Origin of the sequence: Aquimarina algiphila, assembly GCF_007489275.1 — a bacterium.
Taxonomy (GTDB): Bacteria; Bacteroidota; Bacteroidia; order Flavobacteriales; family Flavobacteriaceae; genus Aquimarina; species Aquimarina algiphila.
Map to the genome: position 1 here is coordinate 13930 of NZ_VLNR01000070.1, position 20562 is coordinate 34491.

The 20562-nt window shown below is 31.0% G+C and carries 17 protein-coding genes; 4 read left to right on the plus strand and 13 right to left on the minus strand.

The window, feature by feature from the left end:
* Positions 1-6: 6 nt before the first annotated feature.
* The 11 genes from FOF46_RS24840 to FOF46_RS24890 are packed head-to-tail and all read right to left on the minus strand — an operon-like array spanning position 7 to position 12848.
* Positions 7-1452, minus strand: coding sequence for an MBOAT family O-acyltransferase (locus FOF46_RS24840; RefSeq protein ID WP_143918322.1), 1446 nt, complete (start codon positions 1450-1452; stop codon positions 7-9).
* Positions 1453-1462: 10 nt separating this feature from the next.
* Positions 1463-1702, minus strand: coding sequence for an acyl carrier protein (locus tag FOF46_RS24845; RefSeq protein WP_109437700.1), 240 nt, complete (start codon positions 1700-1702; stop codon positions 1463-1465).
* 26 nt (positions 1703-1728) lie between these two features.
* A complete protein-coding gene (locus FOF46_RS24850; RefSeq protein ID WP_143918323.1) occupies positions 1729-3213 on the minus strand; it encodes an AMP-binding protein in 1485 nt (494 codons plus the stop codon).
* 50 nt (positions 3214-3263) lie between these two features.
* Positions 3264-4466: a glycosyltransferase gene (locus tag FOF46_RS24855; protein ID WP_143918324.1), complete on the minus strand. Its 1203-nt coding sequence runs from the start codon at positions 4464-4466 to the stop codon at positions 3264-3266.
* Positions 4466-5572, minus strand: coding sequence for a glycosyltransferase family 4 protein (locus FOF46_RS24860; protein ID WP_143918325.1), 1107 nt, complete (start codon positions 5570-5572; stop codon positions 4466-4468). The genes FOF46_RS24855 and FOF46_RS24860 overlap by 1 nt, the downstream gene beginning before the upstream one ends.
* On the minus strand, positions 5573-6637 hold the full coding sequence (locus FOF46_RS24865) for an acyltransferase family protein (RefSeq protein WP_109437704.1): 1065 nt from the start codon (positions 6635-6637) through the stop codon (positions 5573-5575).
* 24 nt (positions 6638-6661) lie between these two features.
* Positions 6662-7630, minus strand: a complete 969-nt coding sequence (locus FOF46_RS24870; protein ID WP_109437705.1) for a polysaccharide pyruvyl transferase family protein — start codon at positions 7628-7630, stop codon at positions 6662-6664.
* Positions 7631-7654: 24 nt separating this feature from the next.
* Entirely contained in the window at positions 7655-8938 is a 1284-nt protein-coding gene (locus FOF46_RS24875) for a hypothetical protein (protein WP_143918326.1), read from the minus strand.
* A gap of 6 nt (positions 8939-8944) precedes the next feature.
* Positions 8945-10486: a lipopolysaccharide biosynthesis protein gene (locus tag FOF46_RS24880; RefSeq protein ID WP_143918327.1), complete on the minus strand. Its 1542-nt coding sequence runs from the start codon at positions 10484-10486 to the stop codon at positions 8945-8947.
* Positions 10487-10535: 49 nt separating this feature from the next.
* Complete coding sequence (locus FOF46_RS24885; protein WP_109437708.1) at positions 10536-11819, minus strand: nucleotide sugar dehydrogenase; 1284 nt, start codon at positions 11817-11819, stop codon at positions 10536-10538.
* Between the two features lie 30 nt (positions 11820-11849).
* Positions 11850-12848, minus strand: coding sequence for an SDR family oxidoreductase (locus FOF46_RS24890; protein WP_143918328.1), 999 nt, complete (start codon positions 12846-12848; stop codon positions 11850-11852).
* Positions 12849-13213: 365 nt separating this feature from the next.
* Here FOF46_RS24890 and FOF46_RS24895 point away from each other — a divergent pair, with 365 nt between their 5' ends.
* The 3 genes from FOF46_RS24895 to FOF46_RS24905 all read left to right on the plus strand — a co-directional run bounded on the left by FOF46_RS24895 (position 13214) and on the right by FOF46_RS24905 (position 16647).
* Positions 13214-13855, plus strand: coding sequence for a hypothetical protein (locus FOF46_RS24895; RefSeq protein WP_143918329.1), 642 nt, complete (start codon positions 13214-13216; stop codon positions 13853-13855).
* Between the two features lie 167 nt (positions 13856-14022).
* Positions 14023-15825 carry an ankyrin repeat domain-containing protein gene (locus FOF46_RS24900; protein ID WP_143918330.1) on the plus strand — a complete coding sequence of 601 codons (1803 nt, stop codon included), beginning with the start codon at positions 14023-14025 and terminating at the stop codon, positions 15823-15825.
* A gap of 6 nt (positions 15826-15831) precedes the next feature.
* Positions 15832-16647 (plus strand): ankyrin repeat domain-containing protein, encoded by an 816-nt coding sequence (locus FOF46_RS24905; protein WP_109437712.1) that lies wholly within the window; start codon positions 15832-15834, stop codon positions 16645-16647.
* A gap of 29 nt (positions 16648-16676) precedes the next feature.
* On the opposite strand, the gene FOF46_RS24910 is transcribed toward FOF46_RS24905, so the two are convergent.
* A complete protein-coding gene (locus FOF46_RS24910) occupies positions 16677-18683 on the minus strand; it encodes an alpha-ketoacid dehydrogenase subunit alpha/beta (protein WP_143918331.1) in 2007 nt (668 codons plus the stop codon).
* 241 nt (positions 18684-18924) lie between these two features.
* Between FOF46_RS24910 and FOF46_RS24915 the strand changes: the two genes are divergently transcribed.
* Positions 18925-20112 (plus strand): tyrosine-type recombinase/integrase, encoded by a 1188-nt coding sequence (locus FOF46_RS24915; RefSeq protein ID WP_143918332.1) that lies wholly within the window; start codon positions 18925-18927, stop codon positions 20110-20112.
* 21 nt (positions 20113-20133) lie between these two features.
* On the opposite strand, the gene FOF46_RS31780 is transcribed toward FOF46_RS24915, so the two are convergent.
* On the minus strand, positions 20134-20562 hold a 429-nt coding region (locus FOF46_RS31780), incomplete at its 5' end, for a hypothetical protein (RefSeq protein ID WP_167571941.1).

A 20562-nucleotide genomic window follows, 5' to 3' on the forward strand; every position in this document is an offset into this window, starting at 1 on the left:
AATTCTTTAAAATTGAAAGTATATAAATGTTTCAGCACTTTTTCCAAAAATTAATATCAAAACAAAAATGAATATATAAGAAATCCATCTAAGATAAATATTATAATTTCCTATTTCAAAATCATGTTTCTTTTCTCTGTTCACCCATTCTACTAAAATAAAAAAGCCTATTAATGCACTAGTAATTAATGTAGTAGAAGAAAACAATACAGAAGGCAAATCAATAATACTTAACGAAAAAATTCTTTTAAGGTATTCAAACCCAACAGAAACGCTTTCTACTCTAAAAAAAACATCAGTAAGCATAATTAAGACAAACAAAAGAATCATCTTAAAAACTTCCTTTAGAGAAGGAAGTAATTTTCCTTTTGCCACAATTTCTGATGTATTCATTTTTCCAGAAAATACTAATGGTATAAAATAAATACCATGAAGCAGTCCATAAACTACGAATGTCCAATTAGCTCCGTGCCAGAACCCAACTAAAACAAAAGTGGTAATAATGGAGATAATTAATCCTTTTTTTTGATGTCTTCTCAATGTAAATGACAATGGAGTAAATACATAATCCATCATCCATGTTGTTAACGACATATGCCATTTTCTCCAAAAATCACTAATGTTTGTTGAAAAAAATGGAGTAGAAAAATTACGCATCAACTGTATTCCAAATAGTTTAGAAACCCCAATAGCCATATTAGAGTATCCAGAAAAATCTGCATACAATTGTATCGCATAGAAAAAAGTTCCTAAAAGTAATGTACTACCTGATTCATTCTCATAATTATTAAAAATCGGATTGGCGATTAATGCACAATTTTCTGCAACAACAATTTTGGCAAATAATCCCCATAATATTTGACGTAATCCATCTACTGAAACTTCATACGATATAACTCTTTTTTCTTTAATCTGAGGTAGTAAGCTTGATGCTCTTTCTATAGGACCCGAAAGAATTTTAGGGAAAAATGTTACAAACACAGAAAAATCTAAAAGATTTTCACTTGGCTCTATTTCTTCATTATAGACATCTATTAAATATCCTAGAGTCTGAAATGTAAAGAAACTAATTCCCAAAGGCAGTAATATCACCAATGAATTATACGTTGACGTACTTCCAAAAACATTTAGAATCTCATAAAAACCTTCATAGAAAAAATTGAAATATTTAAAATATAGCAAAAGGCCAACATTAAATACTAAACCAATATATAAGAAAATGCTTTTTTTACGATCTTCTGGAGTACGGTAAATTTTTAATCCTAAATAATAATTAATAAGGGTGCTACCTAACAGCAAAATCAAAAATCTCCAATCTGCCCAAGCATAAAAGAATATACTGACTGCTAATAAAAAAAGGTTTTGATATATGTTAGATTTACTAAAAACCAGCCAATACAATAAAAACACTGGAATAATAAAAACAACAAAATCTAATGAATTAAAAACCACTACTTACAAATTAAATTTTAGTTTGAATTACCGAAACCAGTGACCCCATATTTTTTAGTTTATTAAGATCTCTTAACTTAAAACGAATACTAAATTCTTCTTCGATTTTGGTTATAATCATCATATGCGATAGAGAATCCCAACCATCTACATCTTTTGCGGTTAATTCATCATGCATCTCAAAGTTATCATGCTCTAGTATAGATACTAATGCATCACTTATTTTACTCTTTATAACATCTACTTCCATAATAATATAATTAGCTCTCTAATATGTTAGCTGAATAGTTTATTTAATTTTTTTCTATCTGTCTTTCCATTTGTATTTAAAGGAAAACTATCTACAAATTTGATTTGAGTCGGTATCATATACTGCGGAAGTATTTTTTTTAAATCTTCCAATAATTGTTTTGTTTCAAATTCTTTGGATTCTAATACCAATCCTATTTCTGTATTTTGAATAGTATTTGTAAAAGCAATGGCTACAACATTTAATTTATCTAAAGCTGCTTTAGCATGAAATTCAATTTCTGATAATTCTACTCTAAATCCCTGAATTTTAGCCTGAAAATCAACTCTTCCCAAATATAGTATATCTCCTTCATTGTCTACAGTACACAAATCTCCTGTTCTATAAAACCTTGTCTCTTCTCCTTGATATTCTTTAGTAAAAAAAACTTCTTTATTCTTTTCTTCATTTTTCCAATACCCTGGAGTAAGTTGTATACCACTTAAACATAACTCTCCATTTCCTCCCTCTTGCACTTCGTTATTATCATCGTCCACAATAATAGTTTTGGTATTCTTCATATCCTTACCGATAGTCAAAACTCCATTATGTGTTTTGTTATCCCCATTTCTTTTATAGGTATAATCGGTACAAAATATAGTACATTCTGTAGGGCCGTATACATTAGCGATGGTAGCATTTGGAATACATTTACTCCATTCTTCGGTAACATCTAAAGGCAAAGCTTCTCCACAAAAAAGGCTATATTTCATTGCCGGACAATCAATTTCCTCAAAATAAGGACGTAAATAATGAAGTATTGAAGGAACCATTAACGCAAAAGTTAATTCATGATCTTCCATTAACTCAAATATATAACTATACTTAATCTCATCTTTTGGTATTGTATAAATACAAGCTCCCTTAAGTAAAGGAGCCAAATATGATACTACAGATAGATCAAATGTCAACTCAAACATTTGCAAACACCTATCGGTATCAGTAATAGTATACTCTAGTTCCCAAAACGCATCCATAAAACCAGATAGATTACCAAAAGTAATGGGAACTCCTTTTGGCGTACCTGTAGTTCCCGAAGTGAAAAATATATACCCTAAATCATCTTTGGTTACTCGCGCTGGTAATAAATCAATTTGTGTAGTATTACTATCTTTTGTTAAGATGGTATGATATTCAGAAAACACTTTATCATCAGAAGAATCTAAAATCGTAATAATATCTGCTTGTTTTATTACTGTAGTATTTCTATCAAGAGGAAAATCAGGATGTAGAGGAACATATGCCTTACCTTCCATCCACAATGCAATTATCGAAGCATAGGTATAAATGTCGTCATTAGTAATTAAACCTATATTAATCTCATCCCTTTTTACATGAGTTTGGATCTCTATTCGTATTGCTGATATGACCTCTGCAAAATCTTTATACGTATAATAAGTATTACTAAAACAAAAAGCATTGTTATTATAATTCTTCTCAATAGATCTTTGTATGTCTGAAATTAAGTTCATTTGATTGATTATTTTGGTTAATAACAATTTATGATTATTCTGAAATTTTTCTATTTCAAATACTCACTAGCCACTTTTTCCAGGTTAAATTTTGTTAATAATTCTTCTCTTTTTTCTTCTAAATTTTCTTTGTAAACTGAAGATTTTAAAACTTTTTCAATAGCCTCTGCCAACACATATTCTTCATCGATAAAATCACTTGTATCAGGAATACCTAATCTATCTTTATACAGGTTAGGAGTAATTATTCCTGCTTCTACCTCTATCATTTTGTCTTCTACTGTTTGTGCTTTTAGACTCATCAGCTCAACAATACCATAAGTACAACATGATGATACAACAGGAGTTGCCAGGCACATTGCTTCGACAATTACGTTTGGTGTACCTTCATAATGAGAAGCTAGAGCCAACATTTTGGTATTCACCAGATACTTATACGGATTCTTTTTTCTTCCCAAAAAATGTATTTGCTCCTTAACCCCCAAATCTTCGATTAGATCTTCGAGATGTTTCAATACTCCTGCATCACCATCACCTATAAAAATAAGTTTTGCATCAGGTACATTTTTTAATACCAAAGAAAATGCCTTGATTAAGTGCCATGGAGATTTTTGTGTGGATAGCCTTCCTACAAAAAGTACAGAATTAGATGCTAATAAGGCTACTTCTTCTTTTTCGGTAATCTCTTCTAATGATCGTTTTTGTATTTCATCAACATCATGAGGATTATAAATCACCTTTAGTTTATTAGCAAATTTAAAGTTACATTTCTCTATCAAATCCTCTTTGATAGCATTGCTAATGCAAACTACTTTGTCCAGATTTTTGTACGTATACTTATATCCAAATCTTGTCATTTTACTTAGTAAAGAATTGTTACTAAGCTCAACACTTTTTAGCGCATGTATACTTGCTATTTTATAATCTTTTGTATACGTCAAAGAACTATATACATTTGGCATTGCTCCAAATGAAATAGAATGTGTGATTTTATGTTTTTTAATTACTTTTCTTAGTTGAAATGGAATAGAAACATAAAATTTTAATCGTTCTATTTTTGACATTTCACTAAAATCCCGATCAGAAAAAAACAACTCATCTTCTCCGAAATTAATGATATCATTCTTCATTTTTATAAACTTCACAGCTTTAATGAAGTGACCTTCTTTTTTATAAAAATTATAAAAAGAAAAGGCTAATCTTTCCATTCCACCGACACCCCCGTACGGTATAATTAGTAAAATATTTTTCATTAATTGCTATGTGTTAAATTAACAAATAATTGATTCCATTCTTTTATGATCTCCTCTGGCAGGTATCGTTTGACAGCTTTTCTTGCCTTGTTTCCCATTATTTTTCTAGTTTCATCATCTTCTATCAAAAACATAATCCCTTCTGCAAAAGCAGTGATATCATTATTTTCTATCAAAATACCATCTGTTTTATCAGAAATAATATCTGATGGACCATGAGGACAATCAAATGAAACACATGGAACACCGTAGGCCATTGCTTCTGTCAAAACCATCCCAAAACCTTCATATCTAGAAGACATCACATATACTGAAGCTTCTTGATACTTATCTGCTATATTTCTTACTGGTTCATGAAAATTTACTTGTTCTGTTATTTTTAAATCACCAGCCATTTTGTCTAATCCCTCTTTTGCATTGATGGTTCCATAAATATCTAATGTCCAATCAGGGTATTTCTGTGTCACTAATTTCCAACTTTGCAATAATCTATCATATCCTTTTTGGTAACTCTGTTTACCTACAGCTAATACTCTTTTATTATTCAATGTACTTTGCCCTTCTGGATAGAACGATAATGGATTAGGAATTACTTTAAGATTTTTAAAATTCCATTCTTTCAAATTCCCATTGGTTAATACTACAAAATGATCATATCTTTTCCCTCCAAAATTCATAAGTCTGAATTTTAAGTTTGTAAATACTCTACTTTTAAAAGATGGTTTTACACTTTTTATTTCAATGTTCTTAGACACATGTCTTTCATAAATCATTGGACAAGGCTTACCTATTAATATAGGCACTACAAATCCTTTTAACCCATCATCACATACAGAGATTACATCAGGATTAATCTCTTTTACAATTTTTCTAAGCCCCTTAATATAGCTTCGTAAAAATCGAATTGGATTACTACTTGTGACAATATCATGATGAATAATGTTAGAACTAAAGTCATAAAACATTTCTTCATTTTCCTGATCCAATGTTACTATATGAACTTCATAATCTAAATGATCAGCCAGATAACTCGCTTTAATAGACAATACCCGTTCTAAACCTCCTGGGCCAAATGTTTTATTAGTTATGTAGAGTAGTTTAATCATTTATCTACTTCCGGTTAAAAGTGAATACACTTTTGGGGTTGTCTTTTGAAGCAATTTAGCGCATGCCACACAGGCTAGTGTTGCTAATATAGAGCTTACAAAAAATAATAGTAACAACACAATATCGTTCTCTCCAATATATTTTACATATATTTTGGTAAAATATGTTAATGCTACACCATGGGCTGCATATATAAAAAAACGATACCCATAAAGTGGCTTATTGGTAAATTCATATTTTCTATTGATAAAGTCATACATTGTCCAAACTGTAAAAAACCCAATAAACATCGTTATTCTTTTACAGAGTATAGAGATAATATGAGTTTCTTCATATGCATCACGAACATAAAAATTTAAAAAGATACCTATTCCCCAAATCACAATTGATGCTAAATATACAGGAGGTTTAAAATTAGATATAATGTTAAGTTTTTTAATTGAAGTGTAGGCTCCACATGTAAATGAAAATAATCCTAGAAACTGCAATAGATACACGTTATTTACATAAAACAAACTGGGTTGTTGCAAAAAGAGTAAAGCACATAGAAATATTAAAAAATAAAATTTTAAGTATTTAATAGCGAGGTAAATAAGAGGTGTTAACCATACATAAAAGATGAGTTCTCTAATAAACCAAAATGTATAATTTATGGGGTCTACAAATGCTAACCATGCTTGTTTCCATAATGGCATTTCATGCAATGGCTCTTCAAAAAAATGAGATAGCATAGGAATAAACTGAACACCATATACAATTAAAAACCATAATCCACACCAAAGAAAATAAGGGATTACCAGTGTTTTAAACCTATTCTTGATCTTTCTTTTAAAAGTAAACACTGATAAGTCGTGATTTTTAAAAAATAGAAAACCAGAGATAAAAAAGAACATGGGTATGAAGATATTGGATAACTCCAATGCAAATATATACTCAATATAGTACACTACATCCCTATTGGTTTCAATATCCAGATTTGTCAAATTATACGCATGACAAACTACTACCATAAAAATAGAGTAGAATGAAAGAATACGTATCTTATTACTAACACTTTTGTCCATAATCCCCCCGGAAAATTAATTAGTTTAGTTTAATTTACTTTTCACTTTTTCTTTTAAAGCATTGGCCAAATCATGATGTTTTTCTAAGTTTTTGACCATGGTGTTTTTATCTATTTTTCCTTCTAGCGGAAAATTAGCAGTAAACTTCCCTGTTTTACTATCGATATCTATACGATTGAATAATTCTAAAATACCGTCGAATCGACAAGAATCTACAAAACTATCAAAACCATTGATGAAAATCACTGGAGTTCCCATAGCCAAACAAGGCAGAGCACAATGAATTCTTGAAGTAATCACTAATTTAGCTTTTGCATATTTATGCAAAAGTTTTTCTGCCATTTCGAACTTTTCTTCATCTGTGTATTCATTTGATGGCGGTTCCTGATTAATGAATTCTGCTGTCTTTAATACCTCTTCACTAATAAAGTTTTTAAGGTGTTTATTCTTTTTACCTAGCTTAAAAGCTGTGCCATTAAGAATATTTTTGATTGTCAACTTTGTGTTATAAAACACTTTTTCTGGTCTTGGGTAACTGTATAAAGGATCTACAATATAGATGTCCTCTCCTCTTTCAGCATCATCAACCTTATAAGAGTCTAAAGTCAATGTAAGACAACCTGTAAAATAAGCATCTATCCCTTTAGCTTTTAATGTATCTGCTGTAAATTGGTCTCTACATCCTATAGGTTCGTGTTTTTTCAAGTAAGCAATACCTTTTTCGCTAAGCATTGCTGGTGCCGCCGTATTATTCATGTGGAAAGAAACAAATACAGGATCTATATCATCAGATGGCACCCAATTATGAGTATTATGGGTAAACCAACCATTCATTATAAGTTTTACCGGATCTCCATGATACTCTCCTAATTTTTCTCGATTTAAAAACGTATCGACCTTTGGCAAAAACTGTTTTGCAGCTAAACTCTGAATATTGTCACCAACATTGAAAAACCGCTTATTCTCAACATATGTAAGTAATCCGTATTTCATCTCAATATATTTTCTTTGATTCTATTAGTATCTTATTTTTCTATATAACTTTTGTAACCAGGGAAATTTATTTCTGATAATAAATCTCATCCTTTGTTTTGTATGTTGTTTGGTATTCATCTTGTCTTCTAAAAGTTGATGAATTTCTCCTTCTCTAATTCTATTTATTTGTTTTACTTCTGCTTCTTTATTACCAAAAACGAAAAAGTCATCAACAGTTTTGGCTTTTTCCATGAGTTCCCACCAAAAGTATTGCACCCCTTTACTTGCTGCTCCAATATTTAATACTTCATAAAATTGATCATATACATTCCCATCAACATTAAACCCATAATCATTAGGGTTTTTTCCATTTAGAATTAACCCTAAAATTGTTCTAAAACATTTCTCACAATTACTACAATTAAACTCTGTTCTTAATTCAGAATAACAAACTCTAAGTTTAAATTTATTATCAGTATATGTAGCAAATTGTGCTATCAAATCTACTTTATCTTGCCTTTTTAATTCATATCCATCATGAAAAACCTGTACTCCATCAGCCCATTTAATTTTTTCATCCAATTCTGGAGTAGATCCCCAATCAATATCAATATGATCAGTATACGATGATGCAATATAAATCGAGGTATAATTATATATAAAAGACAAAGGTGCTAATGCTCCGATTAAAGCTAATCCATGTTGAACCTTACCCCACCATCCAATATCTTTAAGAAGTAATTCTACTTGATACGTATAAAACTCTCTTAGATTCGTTTCTATATATTCCTGATTATTTTTTTCTAGAAGTTTCTCTGTTTCTATAAAATCGGTAAAATCTTTCCATTGAGAATGGTCATCTATCTCTATATCTGCTCCAAGAATTGTAACCAAATCCGGTGTTTTCTCAAAAACTCTTATATAAGTAGCATAGGCATCTACACCTCCACTAAATAGCATTGAAGATCTATCTCCTTTAATTTGATTTTTAACTAGTTTTTTTGCGACTAATCCACCTTCTGTATTTTGCAAAGAATCTCGTTTTTGAAATTCCTTTTCCACAAGTTTAAGAGCATTAAAAAAATCTTCATCTACTTCTTCAACTTCGACTATAAATCCAGCATACCATGCAATAGGCATCATGTTAGATAAAAATGGTATCACAGCAATACTATCGGGAGTACTACTCACATCAACCCCATATTTAGAATAGAAAGGTTTCTCCCTATTGAAGTATTTCTGAATCTGAGTATTGGCAGAATAATTATAAACAATTTTCTTGCCTTCCTCTACATATGATATTGTATGAAGTATTAGTTTTTCCATTGCAATCTATTTTCGCCTCAATATTGAAGCAATTGGTTTTGAAAACAATTCTTTCTCATAGTCAAGCATCCCCAGAAAATACATAAGTAAAACAAAAACAGTTGTGTATGCACTTCCTTTAAAAATAAAATTCAACCACCCGTCACCTGGTATATAATTAATGAAATAGCCAATAACCACAACACTAATTACAACAGGGAAAGATTTATAAAGTAATTCTTTAAAAAATCGAATGATATTGAGTCCTATCTTTTTATGATAGTAAAAATTCATAGTATTTTGAACGATCAACCATCCTATAATCAATCCCGAGATCATTCCAACTGCTCCATATTGGATTGCTAAAACACCTCCTACAATTGCTCCCAGTACCATAAATACCAAATACAAGATCGCTTTGAATGACAATTTATTTTTTGCTTCTAAAATAGAATTCCCAAAGGCTTGTAGCAAAGGAATCGTGTATGCTACCATAATCATTAATGCAATAATATAAATCTCCCTACACTCCTGAATTGTATACCTAACATCGTCTTCTGAAACTCCTCCTCCAACCCATAGGTTCACAAATTGTTCTCCATACAACGTAAATGCTCCCAATACATACATTAAAATAATGAACGATAATCTCCCCAGTTTAATCATCATATTAGTCAATTCTTCGCCACTTGCATTATTCACTGACATTTGTGTTGCTCTGGGTAAAAAAACACTTGATATTGCAGTCGAGAAAGTACCATAATATGTCCCCAATGCGATTCCTATTCCGTAAATTCCTAGAACTTTTGGTACACTCATAGAACCCAATATCCAACTTCCCGATTTCCATTGTAACATTCCAACAAGAGAGAATACAAAGATCCAAGTAGAATACTTAAAGATCTGAATAATGTATTTTTTAGATAACTTATGAAGTTTAAATCTGACCTTAAGCTTTACAAGAACATAATATGCTGATACCGAAATAGTAAAAATATTAAATATAGTATCGACAATAACAAGAGATATTGCTCTACCTCCTAATAAAAGTACAGCAACAATTGTCGCTGACCTTAATAAATATCTAATAATACCAACAGATTCTGGAAACACAAATGCTTCATAACCTTTACAGATTCCTGTAAAAATCATACCTGGTAATTGAATCGCTAAATTAAAGATCAAAATGGCAAACATGATTTTTGCGATCTCAAGTTCTTTTGCACTAAATTTGGTAAAATAAGAGTCTATAAAAAAATAAAAAATAACTCCTAACAATACTACAAGTACAGAGATAACCAGATATAATAATCTAATCGTAGCTAAAAAATTTTCTTCTCCTTCTCTATCTTTTTCTGCTCTATATTTTGCTACAAAACGAACTACAGTATTTGTAAGACCAAAATCCAGGAGTGCTATTGTTCCTATTAATGCACCAATGGCATTAAATATACCGTATTCATCCTTCCCTATATTACTAACGATAAATGGAGTCATCATTATTCCAATAATATTGGTAAGTATAATTTTTAAATACGTAAGTAACGCACCTTTTTTTAGTTGGCTCAAACTAGTTGGTTTATTAGTTGTTTAAATACTGTAACTAAAAATATCTTAATTATAATCTCCCGTGCACCTCTTCTTTTAGAATTCCTTTTACATCATAAAGAATTCCATTCGGTGCAAGTAAAGATTTCAAATTAATATCCAAAAATTCTTTATGTGCTACGGTTAATACAACAGCATCATAAGTATTATTAGGCAAATCAGTCGTTGTTTTTAGATTATATTCATGCATTACTTCATCGGGATTTGCCCAAGGATCATATACTGTGATATTTGTACCAAAATCACTTAATTGTTGAATAACATCTACAGCTCTTGTATTACGAACATCAGGGCAATTTTCTTTAAAAGTCACCCCTAGTACTAGTACATTAGCTCCCTTGATATGGATATCATGTTTTACCATAAGTTTGATAACTTCTGATGCTACATACTGTCCCATACTATCATTTAATCTACGTCCGGCAAGAATAATTTCTGGATGATATCCAAATTCCTGAGCTCGTTGTGCCAAATAGTAAGGATCCACACCTATACAATGTCCACCAACCAAACCTGGTTTGAAAGGAAGGAAATTCCATTTTGTCCCAGCAGCTTCCAATACATCATTAGTATCAATATCCATTAGATTAAAAATCTTAGCTAACTCATTGACAAAAGCAATATTGATATCTCTTTGCGAATTCTCAATAACTTTAGCTGCTTCTGCAACCTTGATTGTTGGAGCAAGGTGAGTTCCCGCGGCAATTATAGAACCATATAAAGCATCTACTTTTTTGCCGATTTCTGGAGTAGATCCCGCTGTTACCTTAAGGATTTTCTCTACGGTATGTTTTTTATCTCCTGGATTGATTCGCTCTGGAGAATATCCTGCAAAAAAATCTTCATTAAATTTTAATCCGCTTATTTTTTCTAATACAGGAACGCATTCTTCCTCTGTAACCCCAGGATACACTGTAGACTCATACACCACAACATCTCCTTTCTTAAGCACATTTGCTACGGTTTCACTTGATTTATATAAGGGAGTAAGATCAGGTCTATTATTTTTATCTACCGGAGTTGGAACTGTAATTATATAATAATTACACTCCTTAATATCTTCTAGATTAGATGAACAATAAAGCCCATTCTCTTTTAAATCCGCATTACTTTTCAATACTGATTGTAACAAATCATCTTCTACTTCTAAAGTAGAATCTGTTCCAGAAGACAGCTCTTCGATTCTTTTTTGATTAATATCAAAACCTATTACTGGGTATTTAGTAGCAAATAACCTTGCTAAAGGTAATCCTACATATCCTAATCCAATGACGGCAATCTTAATATCCTGCATATTGATTCTTTATTTACTGGAAATTTGGAATTATTTTAAATTTTCCCAATACCATTTTACTGCTTCTTTTAATCCTGTTTTTATATCAAAATTAGGGTTATATTCTAGAAATTTCTTTGCTTTATCAACCGATGCCAAAGAATGTGGTATATCTCCTTTTCGTTCTGGTCCGTACTGTACATCTACATTTGCTATAGCATTATCATATGCTGACAAATAATCTTTTAAAAGTGTCGTTAACTCATTTAATGTCGTTCTTTCCCCAAAAGCTGTATTATACACATTATTTAAAGCTTCAGTATTTTCAGATACTATGGATAACAAATTCATCTGAATTACATTATCTATATAGGTAAAATCTCTTGAAAACTCGCCGTCTCCGTTAATTACCGGAGATTCATATTTCATGAACTGCATTACAAATTTTGGAATTACAGCAGCGTAAGCTCCATTAGGATCCTGTTTACGTCCAAAAACATTAAAATAGCGCAAACCTATTGTATCTAAATCATACGTTCTTTTAAAATTATCCGCATATAATTCATTAACATATTTTGTAATAGCGTATGGAGATAAAGGTTTTCCGATTTTTTCTTCTATTTTGGGCAATGCTTTAGAATCTCCATAAGTGGAAGAACTTGCCGCATAAACAAAACGTTTTACACCCGTATCACGAGAAGCAACTAACATATTAAGAAATCCACCGACATTTACATCATTAGTTGTAATAGGATCATTAATTGATCGTGGAACAGAACCTAATGCTGCCTGATGTAATACAAAATCCACACCATCACATGCTTTATTACAATCTTCTAGGTTTCTAATATCTCCTTCAATAAAAGTAAAATTAGAATTTTCTATAAACGCTGAAAGGTTTTTTTTATGTCCTGTAGCAAAATTATCCAGCCCTATTACAGTACTCCCAATATCCAAAAGTGCTTCACAAAGATTAGACCCGATAAAACCGGCTGCACCAGTCACAAGTATTTTTGAGGAACGAAGGTGTTCCAGCTGTTTAGTGTTCATTTATTCTGTTTTAATTCCCTGTTTTTAAGTCCCAAAGACTATACATTAATATAGCCAGCGCGAAATTAACATTTACTTACACAACAAACAACATATGTTAAAGGGGATTTTACCCCTATTTAGAATTCGTTACCCATAATTGATTAAAAAAAGATAAGCTATGCAAAAAAATAAAACACAAGAATCTAAAAATCAATAACTTATCAATAATCATATTTTTTATGAACTATAACGTTTTCTTAATTTACAACTAGAATTTGTGTGAATTAGCAAATCTTATTTATTCACTGTAAACCGGGTAGCATCCGCATAGTGTATTATATATTTTTGTTATGGTTAATTATCCAACATAAAGTAATCAAAATATGAAAAACAGAAAACAGAAAAGTTGTCTTGAAAAATATACAAATAAAAAAGCTGACTATTTTTCCAAAATTGAAGGATTTGATGATTCAGAACTAATGGCGGTTAATGACAAAATTAAAAAACATTTATATCAAACATTAAATTTGATTGACGCTATGAAAGTAGATTCGGGCGCGACTGATACACTAAGCGCTTTTTTTACCCAATTAAAGGAGCTATTAATTGGCAAAAAACCTATTCAAGCACTTGTATTCTACTTTAATAGAGACGGCGGTGAATTATTTTTAAGCGCATACGGTGCCTTAAAACCAGATTCTTTTATGGATAAAGAACTATCACTTTCAAATCGATTAGATAATGAAGTAGTAGGTGAAATAGGACCTATTAAAATATTTAATTATAACGAGATAAAAGAAGATGCTTTGTATTATGATGAAATTGATGACTGCGATCTGGAGTATGAAAATGACTATATTAATGAATTAATCATATTAAAAGCTCATGCTATTTTCGAAGAAATACTCCTCAAACTAGACTTAAAAAATCTACTTTCTGATATACAGATTATATCTCCCTTTTACAGCTACATACAAGAACATGATGGAGGTGAATCTAATTTACTAACTATTTTTGAGAAGTAATCATTACAAGGTGTAAGAAAACATAACGCTTTTAAGCTTAATAGAAAGGTTTATGCTTATTTGCAAAGTAACCAAATCTAAAACTTGACATTTAGCTTAATAATCTGAAACGTATTACTCATCACTGATACTACTAAGTTTCTTACACAAGACGATAAAGAGAGAATATGAAATTGAATCCAATAAAAATTGTAATACATTTTTTTATAAGCCTGTGCCTATCTTCGCTTACTACAGTCTCTGCTCAGGGTTCTGAACTAAACGATCAACTATACGATGTATTATCTAAAACCAAGTATAGAAAAGCTAAAAAACTGATCAAACAAGGTGCTGATGTAAATGCGATATTTAATGATAATGGAAAAAGAGAAACACTTCTAATTCGCGCAGCAGCAAAAGGAAACATAGAACAACTTAAATTTTTATTAGAATATGGCGCAGATGTAAATAAAAAATTAAGTAAAAATAACCTTATCGCATATAATGATAAGGCCATTACTTATGCATTAAAAAACAAACATTCTGAAGCTGTTAAAATATTATACAATGCAGGAGTTCTTATCCCTTGGGAATATACTGTGGATCATATAGGAATCGAGGCATTACAAACTTTAGCCGATGTTTCTGTCGATTTTAACGCACCAGGATACGATGGCAGATATGCTTTAGAATTTGGTAATCATCAAAGTAAAAATATAAATGATGATTCGACAAATACTATCTGGAAATATTTGGTTGATCATGGTGCTAATCCAAACCTGGTTTGTTTGCTATGCACTCAGACAAAATATAATGACACAATAGCAATTAAACAATTAATTGCTCTAGGAGCAGATATCAATCAAACAGATAACAAAGGAAATAATGCATATTATTATTCAAAAAACAACAGTAGCACACGTAAACTGTTAATCAAACAAGGTATTTCTTTTGACATTAAAACGCTTAGTTTTTCATTTGTAAAACAGAATTTGGATGATATACAATTTATACACTTACTCAATTCTAAAGGTTATATTTTTTCAGAAAAACTCCTACTTGAAGCTATTAAAATGAAAGACATTACACTTGTTAAACTAATGCTCGACGGTAATGAATCTGATCATTTAAAAAAAGAGAGCTCCATAGTTTTGCATACTGCAATGAGATATAGAAAAAATGATAATATCAAGATTTTATTATCATATGGAGCAAATCCAAATGCTGTTGATAACAATAAGCAAACAAGCCTACATATTGCTGCTCAATTCAATGATTTTGAAATGATTAAACTTCTTATTAAATATGGTGCGGACCTCAATAAAATAAACAAACGAGGGGAAACTGTCTTGAGTTTATTGTCATCAGGAAAAAACAGCAACACTCTAAGAAATGTAAAATACATCATCAATAAAGGCGGAAAAGACCCTAACAACAAGGCTCTTTTGAATGCTACACAAAAGGGAAACATACAACTTATTGATTTGTTACTAGAAAACGGTTATGAAATTAATCCTAAGATCGGAGCTTCTCCTTTATATGAAACAACGAATCTCAAAGTATTTAAACATTTGATTTCTAAAGGAGCAGATATTACTAGGTACAAATCGTATGATCAGTATTCTATTTTAGAAAACATCATAGAATCACAAAACCTTGATTTATTAAAATATACATTATCTGTTGGTGCTGATCCAAATGTAAAAGGTGAATTTGGAACCCCTATTTTATTTACAACTAGAAACTATGAACAAATAGCTCTTTTATTACAATATGGTGCCAAAGTCGATGCACGAAACACTACTCAACCATTTCATAATTACACCACTGTACCTGATAAAATGCTTTTACATATTGCCGCAAAACAAGACAACCTTAAACTAGTTAACTTATTATTGTCTTATGGAGCGAGTAGAAAATCTATTGATTATTTTGGAAAAATGCCTCATGAATATGCAGGGTCAAAAACGAAAAAAATATTACAATTTTAATATTTCATGAGCATCACAAATCTAATATCCAGACAAATTAAGTATCATTTTATTATTGTTATATTTTTAGTCCCCGTTTTACTTACTGCACAAAACAGTAAACTCCAAAAACAATTATATGAAGCAATATCAAAAAGTGAATATTTAGAAGTTAAAAAACTCATCAAACAAGGAGCTAATCCAAATATTCCAGATAGAAATCGCGAAACTGCATTAAGTTTATTAGTAAAAAAACCTATTGACGAAGCGCTTCCTAATATAGATTTCATTTTAAAAAATGGAGGCACCGATATAAACAACAAAGCTCTACATAAAGCTGTACAACTAGGAAAAATCCCCCTTATTGATTTTTTACTAGAAAATGGATCAGAGATTAACCCTAAAAAAGATAGTCATCATCCATTACTTTCTGCAACAAAAGATTTACAAGTTTTTAAACACTTAGTGTCAAAAGGAGCGAATATACATAAATGCCCCATTTATTCATTATTTCATATCATACAAGGAGATATTAGTCTATTAAAATATGCCTTATCTATAGGTCTTAATACTAATGGAGCAGAAGATGATTATGGTAGACCGATAGTACATATAGTTAGTTTTGAAAAATTAGAGATTTTATTACAATATGGTGCTAAAGTCGATATCCCCCTAAAGTCACAATACAATAGAACCTTACTTCATCGAGCCGCATTCGAAGATAATCCTAAACGGGTACGGTTATTACTTAAGTATGGAGCCAACAAAAATGCTAAAGACAGTTTTGGATACATTCCTTTTCAATATGCCGGAGAAGAAACAAAAAAATTACTACAACTTTGATCTAAAATATTCTAATAAACTATATAAAACTAATATGCTAACAATGCTAATAATTCTTCTTCAAATCTATTTTTTGATAGATATTGATTTTCTAAATTAGTATCAAATGGTATTGGTGTTTGTATACTAGCCACTCGCTTAACCGGTGCATCTAAAAATTGAAAACAGTTTTCCATAAGCAAGGCAGAAATATCTGAAGCTATACCACCAAATAAAGTATCTTCTTGCAAAATAATAGCCTTACCAGTCTTTTTAACTGATTTATAAATTGTTTCTATATCCAAAGGCTGTAGCGTTCTTAAATCAATAAGATCTGCTTTAATACTCAAGTGTTTTTCTAGTATCTCTAATGCCCAATGCACAGCAGCTCCATAACTAATAATAGTAACATCTTCTCCAGTTTTTAGTAAGAATGCTTTCCCCAAAGGTAGATTATAATACCCTTCAGGAACTTCTTGACGAATGCTCCTATATAAAGCTTTATGTTCAAAAAACAAGACTGGATTAGGGTCCTCTATTGCCGTTACTAACAATCCTTTTGCGTCTACAGGAAATGCTGGATATACAACCTTAAGCCCAGGAGTTTTAGTAAACCATGCTTCATTTGTTTGACTATGGAATGGCCCTGCTCCAACACCCGCTCCACAAGGCATTCTTATTACAACATCAGACGATTGATTCCATCTATAATTTGACTTTGCTAACAAATTTACAATAGGATTAAATCCTGAAGACACAAAATCTGCAAACTGCATCTCAACGACCGCCTTATGCTGATTTACTGACAAACCATACGCTGCAGAAACAATTGCTGATTCACAAATAGGGGTATTTCGAATACGATCTTTGCCAAACATCTCAACAAAACCTTCGGTGATTTTAAAAACACCTCCATATTCTGCTATATCTTGCCCCATAATTACAAGATCATTATATTGTTGCATTGATACTTTCAAACCATCAGAAATTGCATCAACCAACCTTAGTTCTGTAGTTTTTGTGTTTGGTCTTTTTTCTATATAATCAAATTCAGCATAAACAGCATTCAATTCTTTATCTAAATCTATATTAACTTTTTCTTCATTATTGGCCAGATCCCAATGAGTTTCTATTTCTTTTTTTATTTCTGATCGTTTTTCAAGCTCTTCTTCCAGAGAAATAATCCCTTGGTTAACTAAGTATTCTTTATAATTTTCTATCGGGTCTTTTGCTGACCAATATTCCATCAATTCTTGAGGTACATATTTAGTTCCACTTGCTTCTTCATGGCCTCGCATTCTAAAGGTTTTAAATTCAAGTAAAACCGGACGAGGATTTTGTTTCATACTTTTTGCCAATTCATTAACCTTGTGATACACTTCCAACACATTGTTTCCATCAATAACATAAGACTCCATTCCATAACCAGCCCCTCTATCAGCTAGGTTTTTACAATTATACTGCTCACTTGTTGGTGTAGATAGACCATATCCATTATTTTCTATACAAAACAGTACTGGTAAATTCCATATCGAAGCTATATTAAGGGCTTCATGAAAATCTCCTTCACTGGTCCCTCCTTCTCCGGTAAAGACAGCAGTAACTTTATTATTTTTTTTCAAAAGATTACCAAGAGCAATTCCACAAGCAATCCCCATTTGTGGCCCCAGATGTGAAATCATCCCTACAATATTATATTCTTGAGTACCAAAATGAAAAGAACGATCACGACCATTAGTGAATCCATTTGATTTTCCCTGCCATTGACTAAACAATCTAGATAGCGGTATATCTCTTGTTGTAAATACTCCTAAATTACGATGCATCGGTAACACATACTCATCATCATCTAATACTGCTGTGATCCCAACAGATATTGCTTCCTGACCAATCCCACTAAACCATTTGGATATTTTACCTTGCCGTAATAATACCAGCATTTTTTCTTCAATAAGTCTTGGCTTAAGCATTCTAAAATACAATGAAATAAGAATATCATCACTATATGCTTTCTTATCGAAATTCAATTCTTGTTTTTCCTCAGAAATGTGCTCCATAAAAGAAAATTTGTTAGGTAAATGTAATTATTTTTATTTCAGAACCCTCATCAGTATTACAATATTATTAAGTAGTTGTTAATTTATAATACATTTACAAGTAAAGTCAAAAAACTCTTTAAACACCAATAAAACAAGAAAAACAGTCAATTTATAAATTATATATTTAAATTAACTTATATCAAATATACAATAAAAACACGGAAATTATTCATATAATTGCAAGCAAATTGCAAGTATTATGAAAGCTAATATTTTGTTAAATACAACAGATCGGAAAAAATCAAACTTCTTTCCTGTTATCGTTAATGTGAGTCATAAAGGTAAACGTATGCGAAAACAAATAGGTATTTCAATACCAGAGGACTGGGATGATGTTAAAAAGTTTCCTCTACCAACTCATCCTGAGTTTGATGACCTATATGTAAGAATAGCAGAGATAAAAGCAAAATCAATAACATCTAAATTTACGAGTATAAATGATGTTAAGATTGCATTGGCTTATTTATTAAAAGAAGGCGAATCAAAGAATAAAATAGACTTTATAAAATTCTCCAGATACCAAATAAAAAAATTAAGGCAATCTAATCGTAACGGGAGCGCTTTTGTTTACGATAAGATTATTGACGATTTTGAGCATTTTAAACCTACTTGCGATTTTGGAGAGATTACACTTGTGTTAATGGAGAGATATAAGGAATATTGTAAAGATAAAGGTAGTAAAAACAGCTCTATTAAAACTTATATTGCAGGCATTAGAAGAATGTACAATTTATGTTGTAGATTAAATGGAATTCCAAATGAGAGACCATTTGAAGGTATTGGCAGAGACCTATATCACAATAAAAGAAGAGGAAAAAACATTTACATTAGCAAAAGCACGGTCAAAAAATTAGAAAACTTAAAACTTTCCAGTAATTCTCAACAAAGAGCAATAGATTTAATGCTACTACAATTTTATTTAGGCGGACAATATCTAAAGGACATTTATTATCTAAAAGTTAATCAAATTTATAATGGACGTGCATTTATTAAAAGACTAAAACTTGGAGATAAAGCTGAAGAATTCGACGTCAAAATTTTTAAAAAAGCACAAAAAATAATTGATCGATATGCTTTAAAAGACAATGTTTATGTTTTTCCTTGGTCAAAAGGAGATAAAGAATATCATAAATTTAGACAATCTCATTATTACACACTAAGGAGGGTTTTTAAAGAAAATCAAATTGAGACTCTTCCTAAAAACGCTGCAGTAGTTACCAGAACCCCTAGACATACATTTGCTACAATCGGAAAATTCAAAGGAATCGACGTAGATATCATTAGAGAATTAATGGGACACGAGCGTAATGATATGGACACGGTTTACAAAGATAAGTTTCCCCAGAAAGTAAAAGACAAAGCTCATTGGGAAATAATAAAAACGTAGGTTCTCATATCCTATTAGCCATTACCCTAGAGTCTCACTCTCAATACTAACCTCCCATGTATTTTCCTTAACCCTTCGTTTACTGATTTTCTTAACGAGTTGCGTTTTGTTGTATTTGTATCTTCCCAGTTCTGTGGTTAGATTTTCATAAATGTCACAACTAAACTTATCTTTTATCGTCTCTGAAGTAACCCGAAATCTAAGCCAGTTCTTCCATAATCTTTCGTATACATTTTCAATAGAAAAATCAACTTCATTAATTGCACTCACAGTAACAGGCAAACCATTTTTTAAACCATCATACAATAAAATTCTAAAATCAGAACCTTCACGCCTACGGGCTGTAAATAAAGAATTCTTCTTTTCAATTTTCATTACATCTACCCCAGTATCAATGGTATTTACATTTTCGCTTTTGTATTCGGATATGTTACTAACCACTCCATCCTT